At 65.1% G+C, this 22,177-nt stretch carries 16 protein-coding genes; 3 read left to right on the forward strand and 13 right to left on the reverse strand.

Going from position 1 to position 22,177, the window contains the following annotated elements:
* Positions 1–203 precede the first annotated feature (203 nt).
* The 6 genes from ABD970_RS10400 to ABD970_RS10425 all read right to left on the reverse strand — a co-directional run bounded on the left by ABD970_RS10400 (position 204) and on the right by ABD970_RS10425 (position 7,289).
* Positions 204–797, reverse strand: coding sequence for a DUF421 domain-containing protein (locus tag ABD970_RS10400; RefSeq protein ID WP_345295396.1), 594 nt, complete (start codon positions 795–797; stop codon positions 204–206).
* Positions 798–1,166: 369 nt separating this feature from the next.
* Positions 1,167–2,291 (reverse strand): sulfite oxidase, encoded by a 1,125-nt coding sequence (locus ABD970_RS10405; protein WP_345295397.1) that lies wholly within the window; start codon positions 2,289–2,291, stop codon positions 1,167–1,169.
* 99 nt (positions 2,292–2,390) lie between these two features.
* Positions 2,391–3,023 carry a YeeE/YedE thiosulfate transporter family protein gene (locus ABD970_RS10410; RefSeq protein WP_345295398.1) on the reverse strand — a complete coding sequence of 211 codons (633 nt, stop codon included), beginning with the start codon at positions 3,021–3,023 and terminating at the stop codon, positions 2,391–2,393.
* A 7-nt stretch (positions 3,024–3,030) separates the two neighbouring features.
* Positions 3,031–3,540 carry a YeeE/YedE thiosulfate transporter family protein gene (locus ABD970_RS10415; RefSeq protein ID WP_345295399.1) on the reverse strand — a complete coding sequence of 170 codons (510 nt, stop codon included), beginning with the start codon at positions 3,538–3,540 and terminating at the stop codon, positions 3,031–3,033.
* Between the two features lie 2 nt (positions 3,541–3,542).
* Positions 3,543–4,940: an MBL fold metallo-hydrolase gene (locus tag ABD970_RS10420; protein ID WP_345295400.1), complete on the reverse strand. Its 1,398-nt coding sequence runs from the start codon at positions 4,938–4,940 to the stop codon at positions 3,543–3,545.
* Positions 4,941–5,171: 231 nt separating this feature from the next.
* Positions 5,172–7,289 carry a M13 family metallopeptidase gene (locus ABD970_RS10425; protein ID WP_345295401.1) on the reverse strand — a complete coding sequence of 706 codons (2,118 nt, stop codon included), beginning with the start codon at positions 7,287–7,289 and terminating at the stop codon, positions 5,172–5,174.
* Between the two features lie 385 nt (positions 7,290–7,674).
* Here ABD970_RS10425 and ABD970_RS10430 point away from each other — a divergent pair, with 385 nt between their 5' ends.
* Positions 7,675–8,790 carry a serine hydrolase domain-containing protein gene (locus tag ABD970_RS10430; RefSeq protein ID WP_345295402.1) on the forward strand — a complete coding sequence of 372 codons (1,116 nt, stop codon included), beginning with the start codon at positions 7,675–7,677 and terminating at the stop codon, positions 8,788–8,790.
* A gap of 239 nt (positions 8,791–9,029) precedes the next feature.
* Complete coding sequence (locus tag ABD970_RS10435) at positions 9,030–10,679, forward strand: bifunctional metallophosphatase/5'-nucleotidase (protein ID WP_345295403.1); 1,650 nt, start codon at positions 9,030–9,032, stop codon at positions 10,677–10,679.
* A 103-nt stretch (positions 10,680–10,782) separates the two neighbouring features.
* Here ABD970_RS10435 and ABD970_RS10440 read toward each other — a convergent pair whose 3' ends face one another.
* From ABD970_RS10440 to ABD970_RS10470, 7 genes are all read right to left on the reverse strand, one after another.
* Complete coding sequence (locus ABD970_RS10440; protein ID WP_345295404.1) at positions 10,783–11,211, reverse strand: DUF302 domain-containing protein; 429 nt, start codon at positions 11,209–11,211, stop codon at positions 10,783–10,785.
* A gap of 203 nt (positions 11,212–11,414) precedes the next feature.
* Positions 11,415–12,113 carry a transposase gene (locus ABD970_RS10445; protein WP_345295405.1) on the reverse strand — a complete coding sequence of 233 codons (699 nt, stop codon included), beginning with the start codon at positions 12,111–12,113 and terminating at the stop codon, positions 11,415–11,417.
* Positions 12,114–12,302: 189 nt separating this feature from the next.
* Entirely contained in the window at positions 12,303–13,658 is a 1,356-nt protein-coding gene (locus tag ABD970_RS10450) for an amidohydrolase family protein (RefSeq protein ID WP_345295406.1), read from the reverse strand.
* Between the two features lie 277 nt (positions 13,659–13,935).
* Positions 13,936–14,151: a hypothetical protein gene (locus ABD970_RS10455; RefSeq protein ID WP_345295407.1), complete on the reverse strand. Its 216-nt coding sequence runs from the start codon at positions 14,149–14,151 to the stop codon at positions 13,936–13,938.
* Positions 14,152–14,627: 476 nt separating this feature from the next.
* Entirely contained in the window at positions 14,628–15,572 is a 945-nt protein-coding gene (locus ABD970_RS10460) for a DUF4435 domain-containing protein (protein WP_345295408.1), read from the reverse strand.
* On the reverse strand, positions 15,562–16,983 hold the full coding sequence (locus ABD970_RS10465) for an AAA family ATPase (protein WP_345295409.1): 1,422 nt from the start codon (positions 16,981–16,983) through the stop codon (positions 15,562–15,564). The genes ABD970_RS10460 and ABD970_RS10465 overlap by 11 nt, the downstream gene beginning before the upstream one ends.
* 47 nt (positions 16,984–17,030) lie before the next feature.
* Complete coding sequence (locus ABD970_RS10470; protein WP_345295410.1) at positions 17,031–20,612, reverse strand: methylmalonyl-CoA mutase family protein; 3,582 nt, start codon at positions 20,610–20,612, stop codon at positions 17,031–17,033.
* Between the two features lie 146 nt (positions 20,613–20,758).
* On the opposite strand from ABD970_RS10470, the gene ABD970_RS10475 reads away from it, so the two are divergent.
* Positions 20,759–22,024, forward strand: a complete 1,266-nt coding sequence (locus ABD970_RS10475) for a 2OG-Fe(II) oxygenase (protein ID WP_345295411.1) — start codon at positions 20,759–20,761, stop codon at positions 22,022–22,024.
* The last annotated feature ends 153 nt before the right edge of the window (positions 22,025–22,177 follow it).

Below are 22,177 nucleotides of genomic sequence, written 5' to 3' on the forward strand. Positions count from 1 at the left end.
TCCTGATGGGCGAAACCGCGCGCGTGCCGTCGGCTCATGTCGATCCCTCGCAATGCATCCATGCCGGCCGGGCATGCCCGACCTGTTCGAAACTAAGTTGCTGGCCGTGAAGCGTCGATCAAAAACCAGGGGTAACTACGCCTCGAACACGTTCCACGCGCGCGCTCCGCGCACCGCCGACGGCGCACTGCATCCCGCGGGCTTCATCTCGCGCGGCGCTGTTCCTGCAGGGGACTGCATTTGCTGTTGTCCAGGAGGTATTCGAGCAAGTCCCGGTCGCGCGGCTTCCTGTCGTTCAGGACGACGCTGATGGCGCCCGTGACCTCGAGGACGGCCAGGTCGACCTGCGCCAGGGCCACCGCGCCCTTGGATCGCAAGGTGGCCGCGAGCTCCCGTTCCGTCGTCCGCTCGCGTCGCAATGCGTCGAAATCCACCTGTCCGTCCCTGACCAGCACCCTGGGCCGGGATTCCACGTAGTCGCGCACCGGTCGGAATGCGGCCGCAGTCTTCTCCAGCAGGATCGTCAGGACCGACATGCCGATCAGTACCAGCAAGGCGTGGGCGATCGGGATCTGCGGATAGAGCATGACGTCGCCAGCCGCCGATCCGAGGGCGATCATCAGCATCTGCTGCATCGGGCTGAGGCTGTCGTGTTCCCGCTTTCCCAGCAGTCGCAGGACCAGCAACAGCATCGCGAACAGCATCACGATGCGGAGCGCGACCTCGGCGTAAAACAGGAGCGGTGCCTCGCCCAACAGGATGCGGAACCAGTCCAGGGGGATCATCTCGGTGTCCATGCCAGTGCTTCCTCAAGACCAAGGGGTGCAAAACGGGGCAAAGCGTGCATGCGATGTCACGACACGCCGCACCGGACAATTCCGGTTAGCAACTTCTATTGATCAGGTCCGCCGTGGTGCGGACACCCCACCCATAAGTGGAGGCCTGACAACGAAACATCCTCGATCGCTCCCCGGCACTCTCCAGGGAGTCGGGCGGTTAACGGCCTGGTGTATGAATGCATCGACGTCCTCGCGAGACGCGGACCGGCGGCACGGCCGCGAAGCAAACTCGAGCAGGGCACCGATAAATAAACCTGAACCCTTTCGTTTGATCCTCTTGCAAGGCAGTTGATCTCCGTTCGCAGCAGGGCATTCCCGAGCCGCGGGTCAACGAATCTCGACTTCGATCGGGATCCAGTGGTGGATGAGGTAACTGCCCCCGTCCTCGTCGTGCCTTGCCGGCTGCGTACGGCCCTCGGAATCGGTGGCGCGCGCCATCAGCACCGCCTTGCCGGGTTTCGCGGGCACATCCCACTCGTATTCCCAGAGCCGCCAAGCATCGGGTACCGGATCGCCGACCAGGCGCGCGTCGTGCCAGGTCGTGCCGCCGTCGGTGCTCACTTCGACCTTCGTGACCTCCGCCCCGCCGGTCCATGCCGCGCCATGCACGCGATACGGCTGCCCGGCAGGCACGTTTTCCGCGTATTCCGGGCGGGCAATCTGCGACTTGATCCGCATCTCGCGGACCGGCGTTAGGACCGGCGACGCGGGTCCCCGTTTCCAGTAGGCATAGTCGATCGTCTGGTAGTAGCCCTGGAATGGCTCCCGCGTCGCGACGATTTCCGTCAGCCACTTCACGGCGGCCATGCCATACCAGCCCGGCACGACGGCGCGCGCCGGAAAACCGTGCGCCGGCGACAGCTTCTCGCCGTTCATCCGCAGGGCGATCAGCACGTCGTCATTCGCCTTGCCCAAGGGCAGGCTGCGCGCGAAGTGGATCTTTCCCGCCGGCCTCGGTGGGTCCTTGATCTCGCCCTCGTCCGCGCCCTGCAGGATCACCTCGCGCACACCGTCGCGCACTCCCGCCCGTGCAAGCAGGTCCGCCAGCGGCACGCCCGTCCACTCCGCGGTGCCGACCGCGCCGGCTTCCCATTGCGCGCCGTCCCGCTGGGGCTCGAGGAATACCCGACCGTTGCCCGCGCATTCCATGGTCGTGGTGATCGTGCGCGTCGCCATTTCGGACAACTCGGCGTAGCTCAACTCAAAGGGGCTTTCGACGTCGCCTTCGATCTTCAGACGCCACGCGTCGATGTCGATCGCCGGGATGGGATGGTGGCAGCGCACGTAGAACCGGTCGGCCGGCGTGATGAAGCCGTCGATCTCGCCAAACGGCATCTCGAGGTTCACCGGGTTCTTCTCGCGCACGATCATCCCTGCCGACGAGGCGAGCGTCTCTGCATCGGCCGGCCTACGTCCGTCTGCTCTTGTGCTGTTATCGGATTTCGTGGTCATTTTCGGAGTTTTCCCTGGTAGGAACTTCCACCATCGTTCGCAAACCCGCAGCCTGCGTTGCCTGCCCGGCGTCCGCGTTGCTGCCTCGCGCCGGGCGAATCACGGTCCCAGCCGGGCCACCACGAACAGACCCGCCACGAGCAGCGGGACGAACAGCGCGATGAAGACGCCGCGCTTCATCTCCAGCAGGTCCGGCAGCAGGAGGCGGCCGCGACTGCCGATCTTCTCGATCGTCGAACCGACGAAGCCCGAGGTCTCGGCGAAGAGGTAACTGCCCGCCATCAGGCCGACGATGCCGGCGATCGCGTCGTAGTTGCCCTGCCCCAGTGCCGCCACGCCGGTCCCCGGGCAGTAGCCCAGCACGCCGAGCCCGACGCCGAAGAGCAGTCCGCCCGCAATGTTCGCGGCGTAGTGCGTCGGCTTGACATGCAGCTCGACCAGGCCGAGGGCGTGCATGGCGAAGATGCCGCCCATGCCGACGACGATCGCCGTCAGCATGACCTTCGTGACGGTGAAATCCGTGAGCAGCAGCTGGCCGATCAGCACCTCGTACCGGGCCACGCCGCTCTTCTGCAGCAGGAAGCCGAACACCACACCGAACACGAGGCCGAGCACCAGCTGGCGTGGCGAATCCGGCTTGCCCGGGTCGTAGGCGCGTTTTTCCTGCGGCTCCGTCGGAATGACCAGGACCGGCGGGGTGGTCTCCGGTGGCACGTTGTCAGGCTTGCCCATGGCGCCCTCAGATCCGGTACAGCAGCATCGCGGTGGCGACGCCGGCGATGAAGAAGCAGGCAAGCGCGATCCAGGAGCTCACGGAGAGCTGGAGTGCGCCGCTGATGCCATGGCCGCTGGTGCAGCCGCCTGCCAGCCTGGCGCCATAGGCCAGCAAGGCGCCGCCCAGGAAGGCAATCCCCAGGCGCAGGGCGATGTCGGCACCGAACCGGCTTTCCCACATCTCGGGCACCCATGCGGGCGCCAGCTCGCCGCCCGTGGACGCGGCGATGAAGGCGCCAATCAACATGCCCACCACCAGCATCACCTGCCATTCGACCTTCGGCTTGGTGTCCTGGTAGAACTTGAGGTTCTCGGTGTGGCCCTTGGAGAACAGGTTGCCGATCATGCCTGCCACCCGGGCATAGGCGGTCGACACGCTCAGGGGCTTGTTGGAGAAATAGAAGGTCGCCATCGACAGCAGCCCGATCAGCGCGCCGACGAGGTAGGGCGACCACGCACCGGATGCGCCTTGCATGGTCACTTCTCCTTTTCCTTTTTCGCTTCGTCGGACAACTCCAGCGGCAGGCCCAGCTTCTCCCACGCGGTGATGCCACCCAGCATGTTGTGGACGCGGGTGAACCCGTTGCGCCTGAGGATGCTGGCGGCCAGGCTCGAGCGATTGCCCACGTTGCAATGCACCACGATGTCGCTGTCCTTGGGCCACTGGGGCAGGTCGTCCTCGAGGTGGCCCACGTAGCGACGCTCCACGCCCGGGATATGCTTTTCGTCCCACTCGTATTGGTCACGCGCGTCCAGCACGTGGACCCGCCCCTCCTCCATCCACTGGGCCACCTCGGCGGGGGTCGTGGTGGCGATCGATTCCAGCGGCAGGCCCTCGTCGCGCCAGCCTTCGATGCCCGTGGCGAGGATGCCCTCCACCGAGTCGATGCCGATGCGCGCCAGCGAGAGCGCCGCTTCCTCCATCGCTTCGCGCCCCTCGGCCACCAGGAATACCCGCGTGTCCTTGCTGGCGACCCAGCCACCATAGGCCGGCACGCCGTCGAGCCAGACGCTGTACGCACCCGGGATATGGGCGGCGGCAAAGGCTTCCGGCGGACGGGTGTCGATCACCAGGCCCTCGCGCATGCGGCGCTGGAAATCCTTGGGCGCCAGCATGCGTGCGGCCACAGGACCCTTCAGGGGCCTGCCCGGGAGCAGGTTCACTTCTTCCATGTGCTCGAAATACGGCGGCCGCGCCATGTCCAGCGCCACCTTCGATTCGACGAATTCGCTCCGGGTCTTGGTGAACACGTCGTTGGTCTCGCGTTCGATGCCCAACGTGGAATCGTCGCGCTCGGAGATGTTGGCGCCGCAAGCCGATCCGGCGCCGTGCGCCGGGAACAGCAGCGTCTGGTCGCCAAGCGGTCCGATCTTGCGGTGGACGGAGTCGTAGAGGATGCCGGCGTTCTCGCCGGTCTTGTCGGGGTCCGGCAGGTCGGTGCGCCCGGTATCGCCGACGAACAACGCGTCCCCGGTGAACACGCCCCAGCATTTCTCCCCACTGTCTTCAGCGTAGACCGCGTAGGACATGCTCTCCGGCGTGTGGCCGGGCGTGGCGAGCGCAACGAAGCGCGTCTTGCCGACCTTGAGTTCCTGCCCGTCTTCCAGCTTCAGGTCGATGTCGCCGAACAGCGCGTGGCAACCACCGACGATCTTCGCACCGGTCGCCTCCGCCAGCGCCCTGGACCCGAGCTCGAAATCCTCCTGCCGATGCGTCTCCAGCACGTAGGCGATGGACAGGTCGTTCTCCCGCGCCAGGCACAGGTATTGCTCGACATCGCGGCGCGGGTCGACCACCACGGCCAATCCTTCCCCGCAGCCCAAGACGTAGGCGTTGTGGCCCAGGCCTGGCGTCTTCACCCGTTCGAAATACATGTGCGTTCCCTGAGAGCCCGAGAGTGGGCTGCGATTGAACTGGACCCGCTGTCATGGCCCGGTGATTTCCTGCACCAGGGACAGAGGGGTCACCATTCGCCGCCCAAGGCCGACAGCCGGGAGTTCAAAAAAAGGGAGGCTCCCGGAGCCTCCCTTTTCCCATTCGGATCATCGGTCCGACGGGGTCATCCGACCGGCGCCACCGGCGTGCCGGAGGCGCTTACGCCGGCGTTACCAGATGCGCACCCGATCGGCCGGCGCGACCCACAGCGGGTCGGCTGCGGTCACGTTGAACGCCTCGTACCAGGCGTCGATGTTGCGCAGCGGCGCGTAGGCGCGGATATGGCCCGGCGAGTGGGTGCCGTTGACCAGTTGCTGGCGCAGCGCGTCGTCGCGCCACAACGTGCGCCACACCTGCGACCAGCCCATGAAGAAGCGCTGCTCGCCGCTGAAGCCGTCGATCACCGGTGCCGGCTTGCCATCCAGCGAGCGGCGGTAGGCTTCCAGTGCGATGGTCAGGCCGCCGAGATCACCGATGTTCTCGCCCATCGACACCTTGCCGTTGATGCGCATGTCCGGCAGTTGCGGGAACGCGTAGCCCTCGTACTGCGCGCCAAGCTTGGCCGCCTGGGCTTCGAACTTGGCGGCGTCCCCGGCCGTCCACCAGTCGCGCAGCACGCCTTCGCCGTCGGACTTGCGGCCCTGGTCGTCGAAGCCATGGATGATCTCGTGGCCGATCACGCCACCGATGCCGCCGTAGTTGACGGCCGGGTCGGCATCGGGATCGAAGAACGGCGGCTGCAGGATCGCGGCCGGGAACACGATCTCGTTCTTGACCGAGTTGTAGTAGGCGTTGACCGTCTGCGGCGTCATGCCCCACTCCGCCTTGTCGACCGGGCCGCCGAGGCGGTTGCGTCGATAGTCCCACTCGAACCGGCGCGAACGCTCGGCATTGCCGAACACGTCGCCGTTGACGACCTGCAGCGCGCTGTAGTCGCGCCATTTCTCGGGGTGGCCGATCTTCAGGCCGAAACCTTCCAGCTTGGCCATCGCCTCGGTCTTGGTGGCCGGGCTCATCCAGTCGAGCTGCTGCAGGCGCGCGCCCATGGCCGCCTTCACGTTGGCGACCAGGTCGTCCATCTTGGCCTTGGCGTCGGCCGGGAAATACAGCGCGACGTAATCACGGCCCACCGCCTCGCCCATCGTGCCTTCGGCGAGGGCCACGCCGCGCTTCCAGCGCGGACGCTGCTCGGGTTGGCCGGAAAGGAACTTCGAGCGGAATTCGAACTCGGCATCGACGAACGCCTTGGACAGCAGCGGTGCGGCTTCGTCGACGGTACGGAACGCCTGCCAGGCCTTCAGGGTGCCCAGATCGGTGTCGGCGAAGATCGTGGCCATCTTGGGGATGGCGGTCTTCTGCCTCACCACCACGCGCTCGGCCGTCCCCACCCCGGCCGCGTCGAAGAACGTCTCCCACGGGAAGCCGGGCGCCGTGGCGGCCATCTGTCCCAGCTCAACCGGGTTGTAGGTCTTGTCGCGGTCGCGGCTTTCCGCGCGCGTCCAGTGCGCCTGCGCGATGCGGGTTTCCATCGCCATTACCTTGGCCGCATGGCCACTCGGGTCGTCCCAACCGGCCAGCGCGAGCATCTGCGCGATGTAGGCCTGGTAGCGCTCACGCTGCGGGGCGAACTTCGGGTCCAGGTACATCTCGCGGTCGCCCAGGCCCAGGCCGGACTGGCTCAGGTACAGCGTGTACATGTCGGGGTTGCGCTGGTCGTCGGACACCGAGGCGCCGAAGAACGAGCCGCCGAAGCCGCCCATGCTCCGTCCCATCAGTCGGGCGATCGCGTCCCTGTCGCCGGCGCTGCGGATGGCAGCGAGCTGTGGTTCGACCGGCTTCACGCCTTTCGCCTCGATGGCGGCCTCGTCCATGAAACCCTGGTACAGCGCGGCGATCTTGGCTGCGTCGCCACCAGTGGCCGGATCGCCTGCCGGGTACCCTTCGACCAGCGCCCTCAGCCGCGCCTCCGACAGGTCACGCAGCACCAGGAACGAGCCATACATCGACTTGTCCGAGGGAATCTCGGTCGTCTTGGCCCAGTTGCCGCTGACATAGGCGAAAAAATCTTCGCCGGGCTTCACGCTGGTGTCCATGCCCGCGGTGTCGATACCCCAGGTGCCGAGGCGTTTGGCCGGGATGACGGACCCGCCACCACCGGGCGCGCTGTCGTCGAGCAGTGCCACGATGTTGCAGGCGTCGTCCACGCAGCGGTCGTGGTCCTTTGCGGCAAGCGGCGCCGCCATCGACAAGGCGACGGCGGTCGCGACACAGAGCAGGGTCTTCTTCAAGGCGGTTCTCCGGAAAGGTGCGGTCAAGGGGTGCGTCAGGCGACCGTGCTTTGTACCGCAGGTAGGAACTCCGTGTAGTGCCATCGGTTGGGTCTGCCGGATTCAGCAAGACGGCGTGCGCCGCCCGGAGGAGGTCCCACGGGCCGATAGCGGCCCAGCCGGATCGCTGCCGCAATCGCCAGCGACGCCCTCAAGACTGCGCGACCGGTGATCGACCGCTCCGGGAAATGATCTCAGCCCCTTCCCCATGGGCCCAAGGCGGACTGGCCGGCGAATGAGGAATAGTCGGGCAAGGCAGGCACCGGCCGGCTCCCGGGCCCACGGTGGCGGATTTCCCCTTCGGGTCCGGGCTTTGTACCGTGGACCGATGCCCAGGGGAGAAATCATGCCGCTTCGCCCGCCCATCGCTGCCCTGTCCCTCGTCGCGCTGCTTGGCGCGAGCCTGCCCTTCACCCATGCCGCCACCCCGCCGACGGCGGAGTCCGCCGCCATCACGCGCTTCGACGACTACCTCGCCGGCTTCCGACGCGAGCACGGGATCCCGGCGCTGTCCGTGGCGATCCTGCGCGATGGCGAAGTCCTGTGGGAAAAGGGGTATGGCTGGTCCGACGACGAAGGCGAGGTCGCGACGACCGCCGACACCACGTATTCGATCGCATCGGTGACCAAGCCGATCGCGGCCACGGCGATCCTCGCCGAAGCGGCCGCCGGCGATCTCGACCTTGGCACGCCGATGGGCGCCGATGCCGGATGGGCCGACACCTGCGAATGGCTGGCGGGCAGCCAGATCCTGTTTGGCCGCGGAGGCAAGGAGGCGGACGGCACACCGGTGCCCGCGATGGACTGCTCGCGCAACATCACGCTGCGCGACATGCTGAACATGCGCGCCAACGGCGACGGTTCGGCCTTCGTGTACAACCCGATCAGCTACGCACGCATCGACCGCGTGGTTTCCGGCGCGGGCGGGCGCGAGCTGCGCAGCATCGTGCGCGAGCGGGTGATGGACACGGCCGGGATCCGCGACATCGCGCTGGGCTGGCGCGATCCAGGCGGTGGTTCGGCACTGCGGCTGCTGGCGCCGCCCTTCGTGGTCGAGGATGGCAAGCCCCGGAAGAACACGATGTCCGATGACGACTTCCGCGCGGCGGCCGGGATCAAGGCCAGCGTCCGCCAGCTCGCGCAGTTCGACATGGCCCTGGACGCCGGCAAGCTGCTCCCCGCGGAGTGGCATGCACTCATCTTCGACGCACCGGTGGCGCAGGCGGCGGGAGACTATCGCTGGGGCTGGTTCGTCCAGGACTGGAACGGACATCGGCTGGCCTGGCATTCGGGATGGGACCCGGAACGCTACTCGGCGATCTATCTCAAGGTTCCCGACCGCAAGCTCACCCTGATCGTGCTCGCCAACACCGAGGCGCTGTGGTGGGGCAACTCCCTGGTGCGCGCCGAGGTGGAGGCCAGTCCCGTGGTGGCGACGTTCCTGGCGGGGTTCGTTGAATAGGCGACGTGGGCAAAGTGGTCAGGGGCTTTTCCCTCCAGCAGGATCGCGCCCTCGGTGGAACCAAAAGGGGTCAGGGAACATTTTCGATTGAAACGGAAATGATCCTGACCCATTTTTCTCGGGACCGTTGTCCAGGTGTCGCGCGGACCCTGCTTCGATCCGGCATTCACGATGCCCTGCCGTTCGTTGCGATCTGATTCGCGCTACGGCCCGGCTGGCCGACCACTGGGAGCGACCACATGGACCTGAGGCTGCTGCATATGGGCGACATCCACGGCCACCTGCTGCCGCGCCCGCACCTCCGGGGAGATGGCCCCGGGATGCAAGGCGGATTGGCCCACCTGTACACCCTCGTCGAGCGTTTGCGCGGCGAACATCCCGGGACCCTGCTGTTCAACACCGGCGACACGATCCAGGGGAGCGCCGAGGCGCTCTTCACCCGTGGCCAGGCCCTGGTCGACGTGCTGGATCGATTCGGCATCGACGCATTCGCCCCGGGCAACTGGGATTACCTGTACGGCAAGGCGCGCTTCCTTGAACTGTTCGGACCGGGCAGCGCCGGCGAAGGCGGATGTCGCTGGGGGGCGGTCGCCGCCAATGCCTACGACGACAGCAGTGGTGGCCTGCTGCTTCCTGCCTACCGGATGCTGGCTGTCGGCCCATGCCGCATTGCCGTGCTCGGCCTCTCCAGCGATCGCGCCATCAACGCATTGGGCCCGTGGGTCACGGAGGGCATCCGCTTCACCAGCACCGCAGACGAACTCGGGCCGCTGCTCGCCGCCATCGCCGAAGACGAGCAGCCGGACCTCGTCGTCCTGCTCTCGGAATTCGGGCTGGCCAAGAACCTGCTGATCGCCGAGCGCTATCCGCAACTCGCCGTCGTGCTGTCGTCCGACATGCACGAGGAGACCCGCGATCCCGTGCGGACCTCTACCGGCGCCCTGGTTTCCGAAGTGGGCCAGGACGGGACGCGCCTGGGCCAGTTCGACCTGCGCATCGAAGGCGGCCGGGTGGTCGACTGGACCTATCACCTCCATGTCGTCGACGAGGCCTTGGCTCCGGATGGCGAGATCGCCGCGGCCATCGATGCGGCGCGCCGGCCCTTCGTCAGCGGCCCGGCCTTTACCCCGCATGTCAATCCCCTCAACGGCGCAACACTGGCGACTCCGATCGACACCGTGGTCGGCCAGGCGCACGTCGGCCTCCACCGCAGCGGCTTCACGCACGACCCCGTGCCCGCCGCCGTCCAGGGCACGTCCAGCCAATACCTCGCCGAGGCCTTCCGGCGCCAGGCCGGGGCCGACGTCGGCCACATGCGGGGCTTCCGCTACGGCACCCACGTGCCGGTCGGTCCGATCCGACTGGAAGACCTCTACCACTACATGCCCGTGGGTCCGCAGCTGGCGGTCGGTCGCGTCACCGGACGCCAATTGGTGGACGCGGTCGAACGCAGCGCCGATGGCGTGTTCAACCCCGATCCTTTCAAGTGGACCGGCGGTTGGCTCGACGCGTACGCGGGGCTGCGGTTCTCGCTCGACGTTGCCGGCAAGAAGGGACACCGGACAGCAGGCCACCGCGTGCAACGCCACGGCGATGCCGGGTGGAGCGACCTCGATTTCGAGGCGCGCTACCGGGTTGCGGGCTATTGGTACGCGCGCGAGCCGCGCAGGGTGGGCGGGCTGGAGACGGAAACCGCCGAGGTCCTCGCCACGACCGATGGCGGCGTGCGGGACGCCGTGGATTGGGTGACCGAGGACCTCGCTGGCAATCCAGCGGATCCCATGATGGACACGGTGCAGCGCGTCGGAAACCTGCCGGCGCCACGCCATGGGAATCCGGAACTCCAGCCCCTGGCGGGCGCGACGCGGAAGCATGCTGACGATTCCTGAGGCTTGTCAGGACTGTTGCCAGGCGGGCGACCCAGGGCGAAGGAGGAATTTGGCTGACCCCGACTTCCAGGTCGTGAAAAGTCGACTCCGATCCCTCGTTCGGTTAACCCGCACCGCCAGTGGCCAGCGCGTCGATCATTGCCTGCATGGCTGCCTCTACCTCACGTGCCGAAGCCGCGATCGCGTCGTCATCGGACACCAGGGCCAGCAGCTCCGTGGGCGGAATCATCCCCACCACGGTGCGTCCGCCCTGCTCGTAAACGGACACCCGGCACGGCAGTGCCATGTTCAGCGCCATGTCGACCGCCAGCACTTCGCTTGCCTGCCGCGGATTGCAGATTTCGAACACCCGGCAGCGCGCATCGATGGGAAAGCCCTTCTTTTCCAGGATCTGCTGGAAGTCGTACTGGTGTAGCACGCCGAATCCATGTGACTCGGCGGCGGCAACGATCGCATCGGAGAGCTGGTCGACCGTGAGGTCGCTTTCGCGGAGATAGGTCATGGGAGTGTCCTGCGGCAGGCCGGCCCGCATGATCACAGCCCTGCTGCGCAGGCTCCGTGAGGAACCAGAAAAAAGGAACATTGAGCGGCGCAGTTCAAGCCGGGTCGATCACACCTGTCCGCCGGGTGTCGACGGCTATGCCCCTTCCATAGGTCCAGCGCCGCCACAGGTGCTCCATCGGACCCTGTGCGTGGTGTAATGGTGTCAGGGACAATTTCGCGGGTGTAATGGTGTCAGGGACAATTTCGGATGTGGCGAGGCCTTCCCACCCCGCGCACCGCTTCAAATCGCCCCGTCCTTGCCTCGACCCATGACCGAAAACGGTCCGTGCCTAGCGCTTTCTGCTGTCCCAGGTAGTTGCGGATCTCGGTGACGAGCTCGTCCGGCAGTGCCTCCGCGTACATCGCACGATAGGTGGCTGCCCGCGAGGCAGGGTCGGTACCAAGCGCCAGGTACTCCGGATGCGGGGACAGCAGCGAATCCGCCCGGCCCAATGCATTGGAGCCGTAGCTCGACCACGGATGGTCGTCCGGCTGCGCCACCATCCACGCGCGCACAGGATTGAGTTCGATGTAGCGGCTGCAGGCCAGGAAATACGCTCCCGAGTCGACCAGGCAGGCCTTGTACCGGCCTTCCCAAAGCGTTCCGGTCCGCCCGTGCCGGCCGTTGAACAGGCCGACATAGTTCCGCGAAAAGGCATGCATCAATCGCGACACCGCGCCCTGCGCATCCGGGGTCAGCAGCAGATGGACGTGATTGCTCATCAGCACATAGGCGTGCAGCCGGCAACCGAACCTCAACAGGGCTTGGCGCAGGCATTGCAAGTAGCGCCGGCGGTCCTCGTCGTCGAGGAAGCACGGCAGTCGATTGTTGCCTCGCTGCACGACGTGCTGCGGGATACCGGCAAGGTCGGGGCGTGGCAGTCGGGCCATGCGACAAGCATCGCCTTCCGCCCAGGCAACTTGCGATCAGATTAAGCCGGGGCTCCACCTCAACCAGGACGCCGGATGCATGTCAGAAATTGCCCCTGACACCTCTTTTTTCTGAGAAAGTCGACTCTGACCCTCTATTCCCTATTTTCCCCTCAGCCGCTGACACCTTGCTCGTTTGTTGCCTGACGCCTAGGGCACGCGTCTCGCAGTTCGCAGGTAGGGTGCCTCGTTGCCCGCAATCCCGCCGAACTCCGCCTCGGTGAACGGCATCTCCTTGCGGAAGTAGGCCCACGAATCCGCCGGCCCGGGATGGCCCAGGTAGGCGGCATCCGAACCGTAGAACACCCGGTCGAGCCCGATCTCGCGGATCCGCCGCGCCACAAGGGCCTGCTGTCCGGCGGGACCCGCTCCGTAGGCCACGTCGCTCAGGTCGAAGACCAGGTGCCGGGTTGCGGGCACACCCGTGCTGACGGCCTCGGCAAACACCGCCAAGGCATCGGCCGAGAATGCGCCACCGCCCCAGAGGTGGGCGATCTGGATTGTCACGTCGGGAGCCGCCGGCAACAGCTCATTGACCACGACCCGCGCGTCCCGTGCACCGTAGCCATCGCCGGTGCGCGTGTGCACCACAAGCGCCAGACCACCCGCATTGGCCACAGCGAACACGGCGCGCACCTTCTCCACGTGCGCTGCTTGCCCGAGGTCGACCTGGGATGACGCGAAATGCAGCTTCAAGCCGCGGAATCGCGCGTCGCGCGCGCATGCGTCCACGATGGCGAGCGCCTCGTCACGCAGGGGATTGACACTGCAGAACCCTACCAGGCGCTGCGGATGGCGCGCCACCTGCTCCGCGGTCCAGGCGTTCTCGGCCCGCGTCCTCGTATCCGCATCGGCGTTGGCGTACGTGGGCGACTGGAACCAGTAGGCGATCGAGAGTACGACCGCGCGCGCGATCCCCGCCTTGTCGAGCAGGGCCACGAGCGCGTCGGCATCCAGCGGGGCCTCGAGCGCCGGACCAGGGAAGCGCGGCGCCTGCATCGCCATGCGCCACGTCCCTGACGCTGGATCGCGCTCCAAGGCGAGCACGCCCGTGCCCACATTCCGGCGTCTCGCGCCGTCGCCGCGGGAGTACAGCACGGCCAGATGGCCGGCATCGCCCTGCCGATGCCAGAACACCGGGAGAATCTGGTACGCACTCGCAAAGGTCTGGGACAGGCGGGTGGCCGCTTGCTCGCGACCTTGGATCCAGCCCGCGCCGCCCTGAACGCCGTCGAGCCAGACACCCTGTTCGGTGAACAGGGGCGCGAGGCGCGTCGGATCGTCCCAGGCTGATTCCTGCGCACGCAGCAGGGTGAGGACTTCGTCCGGAACGCCCGCCGCGAGTTCGGGCGCGTTGAGCAAGGCCGCGCCGGCGTCGCTGAGCAAATGCTGGTGGTGGTCGACGCCTGGGGCCTGCGTCTCCACGGCGATCTCCGCCGCCTCGCTTCCCTGCGCCAGGCACAGCAAGCACACCAGCCCGAATGCTTGCTTGGTCGCCTTGATCACGGATCGAAATCTACGCATCCGCCTATGCCTTCCCAAGACGCCTCTTCCCCTGCACGTTAGCAAGGGAAATCGCGGCGTCCAGAGTGCCAATCGTCACGAAAAAGCAGCAGCAGCGAATCTACGGCCAGGATGACTGCCAGGCGCTGGCCGAGGCAAGGAGCCGACGATTTCCGAGGGTGTGTGCGGCGCATTGCTTCGCCCCGCGATGAAGATAGCCGGTCCTGCGTAAGAACATGACCCCGTACGCTGGAAAGTCGACTCTGACCCCTGTTTCCCCTCACTCGTGCTTGTCAGCATCCACGGGCACTTCGCCCCGCTCTACGTGCCGCGCAGCCCACATGTTGTCAACGAGGTTTGGATAGCGTCGCCCTGCCTCTTCGGCTCGCTGCCGCGCAGCTGCCAGCTGCCGCGGGCTCAACGGACGCGACTTGTCGGCAGGCGGCTTGCGGTTCCATGGAGGCGGGATGGATGGGTCGACGGGTCTGCGTGGCATGCCGCCATGTTACCGCGGGCAAAATGTCAGAAATTGTCCCTGACACCACTTTTTGATTGTTGCCTCGCTGCACGACGTGCTGCGGGATCCCGGCAAGGCCGGGGCATGGCAATCGGGCCATGCGACAAGCATCACCTTCCGCCCAGGCCACTCGCGATCAGCAGAAGCCGGGGGGCCACCTCATCCAAGGCGCCAGTTGCATGTCAGAAATTGTCTCTGACACCATTTTTTTCTACCTCATCCAAGAGACTGGGTGCATGTCAGAAATTGTCCCTGACACCATTTTTTCCCACCAATCCGCCGCAGCACTAGCCAGAGAACACAAGAATGTAACGCCATGCCCCGGCCCCCCTCTCATAACAACCAGTGCCGGCTCGGCGCCCGCCCTCATAGCGTAAGTGAACCTGACCCCGTTGCCTGCAAGTAACCTGACCCCGTTTTGTTCCTATTGATGGAAGCATTCGCTGACGACCTGCTCAGGCGGCATGAGCCAGCACGCATTTACAAGGACATTCTTCAACTATCCGCCCAAGAAACACATCGAGCCCCGAAGGAAGCCGTGACCGAGCCGCCATTGAGCGCTGCGATAACGAGATCTGGACATTTCCAATTGCACTCATTCGAGAGCTGCAAAGGCATGGATTTTCAAGTCTTCTATCCGTCGCCACCAGCTCAACAAACCGAACTAGAAATGCAAGCGCATACTTCCCTCTGAAACGCTCCACGGGATCAAGTAGCTCGAATGCTGAGCGTAGACGAGCGACTTCCGCGTCATCTGGCTCCCTCTCCAGCTCTACGAAGGTCGCAGCAGTAAAATCTTCTTTACGACGCACCCCGTCGAGCGAAACTTCGACAGCCCGGTGAATAGATTTCGATACATCGACAATCCTAATTCCGAGCACCACAGCACAAAACAATCTGAAGTTGATCTCAGCAGTCAGCTGGAAGAACGACGCCCGCAACTCCGAGAAGCGTTGCAAAACCGCGGCCCTGCCCGCTGGGTCCGCAGCAAATCTCAATTCGTCAACTAAGATACTTTCCAACACCTCCTCTCCAGCCAAAACATTCTCAGACGAATAGGTCCCGTGCATGTACAAATCGTCACCGCTTGGATGCCCCTTGAGGTCGTCAAAGTCTCGGTCTATAAAAAAGAAAACGCAGCGGTTCAAGCCAGTCCTATCACTCGCGAGAAGCGTACGGAAGCCCAAGACCTGATCTTTACCTCGCCCCGGAAGCGGCTCATAACACGGCCTGTTAGAGCATCGTCCGATCCAAACTTCGAACACGCCAACGTCGTCCACTCCTTCAAAAACAAGAACAGCCTTATCAGGGTTAATTGATCGAATGTTTGATAGAGCAATTTTTAGTATTGCGGGTGAACGCCGACCCTCTCTCATTTTATCGATCAAATTAGGTAGCATCTTGTGTCACCCGCGGCGATCTCGTGACAGCAAGGGGACCCGCAATGGGATCTAGGGCATTGTCAAAAATAAACGGCGAGTGAGTAATCGCCAGCATCTGAGCGACGCTCTCTGAGTTTAAGACGTCCGGCAGAATTTTTCGTTGCCAATCAATGGAAAGCGACAGCTCCGGCTCATCAATCATTATGAACTTTGGCGCATCGCTCAGATACAGCTTAGCCATCAATGAAACGACTTGTTTTTCCCCAGACGATAGGTCATCAAGCGCGATCTCGGATCCTGTCCAAGAGTTCTTGACGACAACCTTCATGGAGTGCGGGTCGTAGGTTAGTTCCTTTTCGTCACTCGACGATTTAAGGTACTGGTTAGATATCTCCACGAAACGCTCTAACTTCAGTTCCGTTTCTCTCGTTCTTGAGATCACACGATTCAAACGCCCAAGGAAATATCGAAGCCAGAGCTTATCTTTACTTTGAATCTCCCCGGAGTCGTAAAGTCGCTTGATCGCGTCTAGGCTAAGATCAGTAGATCCATGCCGTGAAACGCGATTCAGAAAGCGGGAAAGTGAATCTATATCAGGCAGGCTTTGATCGCTTGCGCCTTCCTTCTCCACCTGGTCCCTAAGAATTTCATCCAGAATTGTCGCGCTGATAGCGCGATACTCCATGTTGGATTGTTTTTCAATTTCATCAGTAAGCTGAGATAGCGCGTCCTCAACGTCAGCTAAGCCAAAGTTGATAAAATGCTCATCTAGTCCTGCAAAGCCAGCGCGCCGCCGATGGGAGTGCGCCAGCCGGTTTTTTGCCGAAACTCCACGAGTTCTAAATTTTCGCATTAGAGGTAACTCGATCCGGCGATACGTCGGCAAATAGAGAATCTCCACGTCCTTGAATGCATTTCCCAGAGCTTCCCGTGCCTCCTTCGCTTCAGCCACGTTGGACCCATCCAATCCGTCAGCTAGGGAATCAAGCGTGTCTGCGAGATCCTCATGATCGAACGGGCTGTTCAAGTAAATTCGATTGACGATGGGATGCCGAATAAAGCTTTGGTATCCACCTTTGGTATAAGTGGACTGAAGAAAATCAGTTAGCACCGAGCTTTCGAGGGAAGCTTGGCTAGCGATGCTGCCGATCTCCTCGACAATTTGCTCGTTAATTCTCCCAAGGTGTTCTTTCTTTATTGTTATGGGCAGCAAACTGTCAAAGAGCTCGACTTCCACGTAATCAAATGAAAGGGCGCTCAAGCGATGGAACTTCCTTGATATCGTTGAATACAAGGCATTGAAAATCGTAGTTTTACCAGAACCGTTTTCAGCCACGACAATTCTGGCAGGGCCGTCGAAATCAACAACCACATCTTTATAGCCGTGTAACCCGGCAATTTTGAATCGCTTGAGTACTGGCGAAAACATTTCAAAGTCCTTGGGTGGTTGCCTTTCGTCGCTGTGTCGTTCGTGACTTACATATTCCGCCGATACTCCCCACCCACGTCATACAACGCGTGCGAGATCTGCCCCAGGCTGTGGGTCTTCACTGCCTCCATCAACGCGGTGAACACGTTCTTCCGGTCCCGCGCAGTCTGCTGAAGATAGCCCAGGCCGTGGCCGTCGTGCAGCTCCGGCTCCACCACCTCGTCGGCGTCCGCCATGTGCGAGTGGCTGGTCTCCCCTGAGGGCGCCAGCGAATTCCGCGCCTGCTGCCAGTGGGCGACGTTGGCGATCTGCTGGCCCTTCTCCCCTTCCGTGCTGCGGATCAGCTCGATCTCGGTGGCGATCTCGCCGGCGTGCTCCTTGGGCAGGAAGGTGTTGACGCCGACCAGGGGCAGCGAGCCGTCGTGCTTCTTGTGCTCGTAGTACATCGACTCTTCCTGGATCTTGCCGCGCTGGTACATGGTGTCCATGGCGCCGAGCACGCCGCCGCGCTCGCTGATGGCCTCGAACTCCTTGTACACGGCCTCCTCGACCAGGTCGGTGAGCTGGTCGACGATGAAGCTGCCCTGCCAGGGGTTCTCGCAGAAGTTCAGCCCCAGCTCCTTGTTGATGATCATCTGGATGGCGACGGCGCGGCGCACGCTTTCTTCGGTCGGCGTGGTGATGGCCTCGTCGTAGGCGTTGGTGTGCAGGCTGTTGCAGTTGTCGAACAGGGCGTACAGCGCCTGCAGCGTGGTGCGGATGTCGTTGAACTGGATCTCCTGCGCGTGCAGGGAGCGCCCCGAGGTCTGGATGTGGTACTTCATCATCTGGCTGCGGCTTGATGCGCCGTAGCGCTCGCGCATGGCGCGCGCCCAGATGCGGCGGGCGACGCGGCCGATGACGGTGTACTCCGGGTCCATGCCGTTGCTGAAGAAGAACGACAGGTTGGGCGCGAAGTCGTCGATGGCCATGCCGCGGGCGAGGTAGTACTCGACGATGGTGAAGCCGTTGCTGAGCGTAAAGGCGAGCTGGCTGATCGGGTTCGCCCCGGCCTCGGCGATGTGGTAGCCGGAGATCGACACCGAGTAGAAATTGCGGACGCCGTTGTCGACGAAGTACTGCTGGATGTCGCCCATCATCCGCAGCGCGAACTCGGTGCTGAAGATGCAGGTGTTCTGGGCCTGGTCCTCCTTGAGGATGTCGGCCTGCACGGTGCCGCGCACGGTGTTGAGCGTCTCGGCCTTGATGCGGGCGTAGGTGTCGGCATCGACGACCTGGTCGCCGGAGACGCCGAGCAGCCCGAGGCCGAGGCCGTCGTTGGTGGGCGGCAGGTCGCCGTGATACTTCGGGCGCTCGCGGCCGGCGAACAGCTCGTCCAGCTTCTTTTCGGTCGCTTTCCAGCGCGCGTCGTCGGCCTTCAGGTATTTCTCCACCTGCTGGTCGATGGCGCAGTTCATGAACATCGCCAGGATCATCGGCGCCGGGCCGTTGATGGTCATCGACACGCTGGTGGTCGGCGCGCACAGGTCGAAGCCGGAGTAGAGCTTCTTCATGTCGTCCAGCGTCGGGATGTTGACGCCGGAGTTGCCGATCTTGCCGTAGATGTCCGGGCGCGGGGCCGGGTCCTCGCCGTAGAGGGTGACGCTGTCGAAGGCGGTGGACAGGCGCGCGGCCGGCTGGCCGACCGACAGGTAATGGAAGCGGCGGTTGGTGCGCTCCGGCGTGCCCTCGCCCGCGAACATGCGGATCGGGTCCTCGCCGGTGCGGCGGTAGGGATAGACGCCGCCGGTGTAGGGATAGCTGCCCGGCAGGTTCTCCTTGCCCAGGAAGGTCAGCAGCTCGCCCCAGCTCTTGTAGGTAGGCGCGGCGATCTTGGGGATCTTCTGGTGGCTGAGCGAGGTGCGGTAGTTCTCGACCTGGATGGCCTTGCCGCGCACGTGGTACTCGGTGACGTCGTCGGTGATCGACTTGAGCCGCGCGGGCCACTCGCGCAGGAGCTTGAGGGACTCGGTGGACAGCGCCTGGATGGCGTCGTTGTAGCGCTGGCGGAGGGTGGCCAGGGTGCGGTCGTCGCCCGGCTGCAGGGCGTCGGCGTCGTAGAGGTCCAGTTGCTTCGGCAGATGCGGGTCTTCCAGTTCCGACAGGGCCTGCCAGAAGGCCTGGGCGCGGTCGGCGGCTTCGGCCTGGTTTTCGATGCCGGCGTTGATGCGGCGGCCCTGCTCGGCGATCTCGGCCAGGTAGCGCACGCGGCTGCCGGGGATGAGGACGGTGGCGCGGGGCTCCTTGAGCGCGGTGTCGAGCGTGGGGTCCCAGTCCACGCCGACCTTCTCGCGCAGCAGCCGGCACAGGTTGGCGAACATCCAGCTGATGCCGGGGTCGTTGAACTGGCTGGCGATGGTGGGATAGACGGGGACGTCCTCGTCGGCGGTCTTGAACGCGATGCGGTTGCGCTTCCACTGCTTGCGGATGTCGCGCAGGGCGTCCTCGGCGCCGCGCTTGTCGTACTTGTTGAGCACGATCAGCTCGGCGAAATCGATCATGTCGATCTTCTCCAGCTGGCTGGCCGCGCCGTAGTCGCTGGTCATGACGTACATGGGGAAGTCGACCAGGTCGACGATCTCCGAATCCGACTGGCCGATGCCGGCGGTCTCGACGATCACCAGGTCGAAGCCCAGTCCCTTGAGGAAGCCGATGCAGTCCTTGAGCACGGCGTTGGTGGCCACGTGCTGGCGGCGGGTGGCCATCGAGCGCATGTAGACGCGGTGGCTGCGCAGCGAGTTCATGCGGATGCGGTCGCCCAGCAGCGCGCCGCCGGTGCGGCGGCGGGTGGGGTCGACCGAGATCACCGCGATGCGCATGTCGCCGAAGCTGGACAGGAATCGGTTGAGCAGCTCGTCGGTGACGCTGGACTTGCCGGCGCCGCCGGTGCCGGTGATGCCGACCACCGGGGTCTTGCCGCCGGCCAGCTGCCATTGCTTGCGTAGCTTCGACAGCTCGGCCTCGCCGAGCTCGCCGTCCTCGATCGCGCTGAGGACGCGGCCGATGGCGATTTCGTCGTCGATGGCGGGGGGAGAAAAGGGGTCAGGGACATTTTTCGACGAGACACCGCTGGAGGATGGGGAATCGCTGGACGAAAAATGTCCCTGACCCCTTTTCTCCCTTCCCTCGCGTGCCCGGCGGACCACGTCCTCGATCATCTCCACCAAGCCCATCTTCATGCCGTCGTTGGGGTGGTAGATGCGCTCGACGCCGTAGTCCTCGAGCTCGCGGATCTCCTCGGGGGTGATGGTGCCGCCGCCGCCGGCGAAGACCTTGATGTGCGGCGCGCCACGTTCCCTGAGCATGTCGACCATGTACTTCAGGTACTCGACGTGGCCGCCCTGGTAGGACGACAGAGCGATGCCGTCGGCGTCCTCCTGCAGCGCGGCGCGGACCACGTCCTCGACCGAGCGGTTGTGGCCCAGGTGGATCACCTCGGCGCCCTGCGACTGGATCAGCCGGCGCATGATGTTGATGGCGGCGTCGTGGCCGTCGAAGAGGCTGGCGGCGGTGACGAAGCGCAGCGGCGTGGCGTCGGGCTGGGCGGCGGTGGAAGCGCCTTCGTGGACGGTGGCGGCGGGCGTGCTCATGCGCGTTTCCGGGTCGAATGCGTAATCGGCCGATTGTAGCGCGGGGGCCTGGAATCGCCCTCCGCGAGCCGGGTGGCACCGGCGTGCCCGTGCACGCGCGGGCCGGATCGCTGTCGCCGCCGCACGCCGGGCGGTAGGCTGTCGGCATGACTGCCTCCCCCGGATCCGGGCCGCGCGCCCAAACCCCAGAGACCAGCGCGGCCGAGGCCGCGTTCCGCGAGGCCGACGCCCTGCTGTCGGCCGGCGATTTCGACGCGGGCTTCGCCGCCTACCAGCGCGCGGCCGAAGGCGGGCACCGCCGGGCCCAGGTGGAACTGGCGCGCATGCATCTTTACGGGATCGTCGAGGGCGCGAACCCGGTGGCCGGCGTGGACTGGCTGTCGCGCGCCGAAGCGGCGGGCAACCCGATCGCGGCCTACCTGATGGCCATGGTGGCCCTGGGCGGTGCCCTGGCCCCGCGCGACCAGCGCATCAACGAGCGCCTGCGGCTGGCGATCGACGAGGGCTTGCCCCCGGCGTTGCGCGCCGCGGCCATCCACTTCGGCCGCAAGCCGCATCCCGAGGACCAGGCGCTGTGCATCCGTTTGCTGGAGCGCGCGGCCGAAGGCGGTGACCGCGTCGCCGCCTGCCTGCTCGCCGAACGCCTGGCCAACGGCGAAGGCACGCCCGCCCAGCCGGAGGCCGCCGAGGACCTGTGGCGGCAGCTCGAATCCCAGGGCGTGGCGCGCCTGCCCGCGGTCTCCGCCGGCCCGCCCCGCCAGGCCGGTTCGACGCCCCGCCACCTGGCGCTGGAGGACGTGTTGTCCGCGCCGTCGTCGACCGTGCTGTCCAAACAGCCCCGGGTGGCGGTGGTCGATGGCCTGCTGTCGGCGGACGAATGCCGGCTGCTGATCGCCACCAGCCAGCCGATGCTCCGCGGTTCGCAGACCACCGACCCGGACACCGGCGACGCCATCGCAATGCCGATCCGCACCAGCAGCGACGCCAGCCTCGATCCGATCCAGGAGGACTTCGCCCTGCGCGCGGTGCAGCTGCGCCTGTGCGCGGCCGCCGGCGTGGACCTGGTCCAGGCCGAGCACCTCACCGTGCTGCGCTACGAACCGGGCCAGCAGTACCGTCCGCACCGGGATTACCTGCCCCCCGCCACCATCGCCCGCGACGGCCCGCAGGCCGGCAACCGGATGCGCACGATCTGCGTCTACCTCAACGACGTCGAAGCCGGCGGCGCCACCGAGTTCCCGGGGCCCGGCGTGAGCATCGCGCCGAAGGCGGGCAGCGCCGTGGTGTTCGACAACCTGCTGCCCGACGGCAGCCCCGACCCGGACTCCGTGCATGCCGGCCTGCCGGTGGATCGCGGGGTCAAGTGGCTCGGCACCTTGTGGCTTCGGCAGGGGCGGTACCGGGCGTTCTAGCGCCGCTTCGCCCGGGCGCGACGTCGCTCCGGGCCGCCGTGGGCCGTCCGTACAGGGCTGTACGGGCTTTTGGCGGGCGACCTGCGTAAAATGGCCGGCCTGTCGCGCCCCTAGCGCCGACGCGCGCCAAAGGCCCAGCCGGGTCCCATCCCC

The organism is Luteimonas vadosa (genome assembly GCF_039543545.1).
In the GTDB taxonomy this organism is placed as follows: domain Bacteria; phylum Pseudomonadota; class Gammaproteobacteria; order Xanthomonadales; family Xanthomonadaceae; genus Luteimonas; species Luteimonas vadosa.

What these genes read in the sequence shown, in the direction of transcription:
- ABD970_RS10475 (WP_345295411.1), top strand. Translation starts at nt 20,759, where the DNA reads ATGACTGCCTCCCCCGGATCCGGGCCGCGCGCCCAAACCCCAGAGACC.
- ABD970_RS10420 (WP_345295400.1), bottom strand. Translation starts at nt 4,940, where the DNA reads ATGTATTTCGAACGGGTGAAGACGCCAGGCCTGGGCCACAACGCCTAC.
- ABD970_RS10405 (WP_345295397.1), bottom strand. Translation starts at nt 2,291, where the DNA reads ATGACCACGAAATCCGATAACAGCACAAGAGCAGACGGACGTAGGCCG.
- ABD970_RS10400 (WP_345295396.1), bottom strand. Translation starts at nt 797, where the DNA reads ATGGACACCGAGATGATCCCCCTGGACTGGTTCCGCATCCTGTTGGGC.
- ABD970_RS10460 (WP_345295408.1), bottom strand. Translation starts at nt 15,572, where the DNA reads ATGCTACCTAATTTGATCGATAAAATGAGAGAGGGTCGGCGTTCACCC.
- ABD970_RS10470 (WP_345295410.1), bottom strand. Translation starts at nt 20,612, where the DNA reads ATGAGCACGCCCGCCGCCACCGTCCACGAAGGCGCTTCCACCGCCGCC.
- ABD970_RS10445 (WP_345295405.1), bottom strand. Translation starts at nt 12,113, where the DNA reads ATGGCCCGACTGCCACGCCCCGACCTTGCCGGTATCCCGCAGCACGTC.
- ABD970_RS10440 (WP_345295404.1), bottom strand. Translation starts at nt 11,211, where the DNA reads ATGCGGGCCGGCCTGCCGCAGGACACTCCCATGACCTATCTCCGCGAA.
- ABD970_RS10410 (WP_345295398.1), bottom strand. Translation starts at nt 3,023, where the DNA reads ATGGGCAAGCCTGACAACGTGCCACCGGAGACCACCCCGCCGGTCCTG.
- ABD970_RS10430 (WP_345295402.1), top strand. Translation starts at nt 7,675, where the DNA reads ATGCCGCTTCGCCCGCCCATCGCTGCCCTGTCCCTCGTCGCGCTGCTT.
- ABD970_RS10455 (WP_345295407.1), bottom strand. Translation starts at nt 14,151, where the DNA reads ATGCCACGCAGACCCGTCGACCCATCCATCCCGCCTCCATGGAACCGC.
- ABD970_RS10465 (WP_345295409.1), bottom strand. Translation starts at nt 16,983, where the DNA reads ATGTTTTCGCCAGTACTCAAGCGATTCAAAATTGCCGGGTTACACGGC.
- ABD970_RS10415 (WP_345295399.1), bottom strand. Translation starts at nt 3,540, where the DNA reads ATGCAAGGCGCATCCGGTGCGTGGTCGCCCTACCTCGTCGGCGCGCTG.
- ABD970_RS10435 (WP_345295403.1), top strand. Translation starts at nt 9,030, where the DNA reads ATGGACCTGAGGCTGCTGCATATGGGCGACATCCACGGCCACCTGCTG.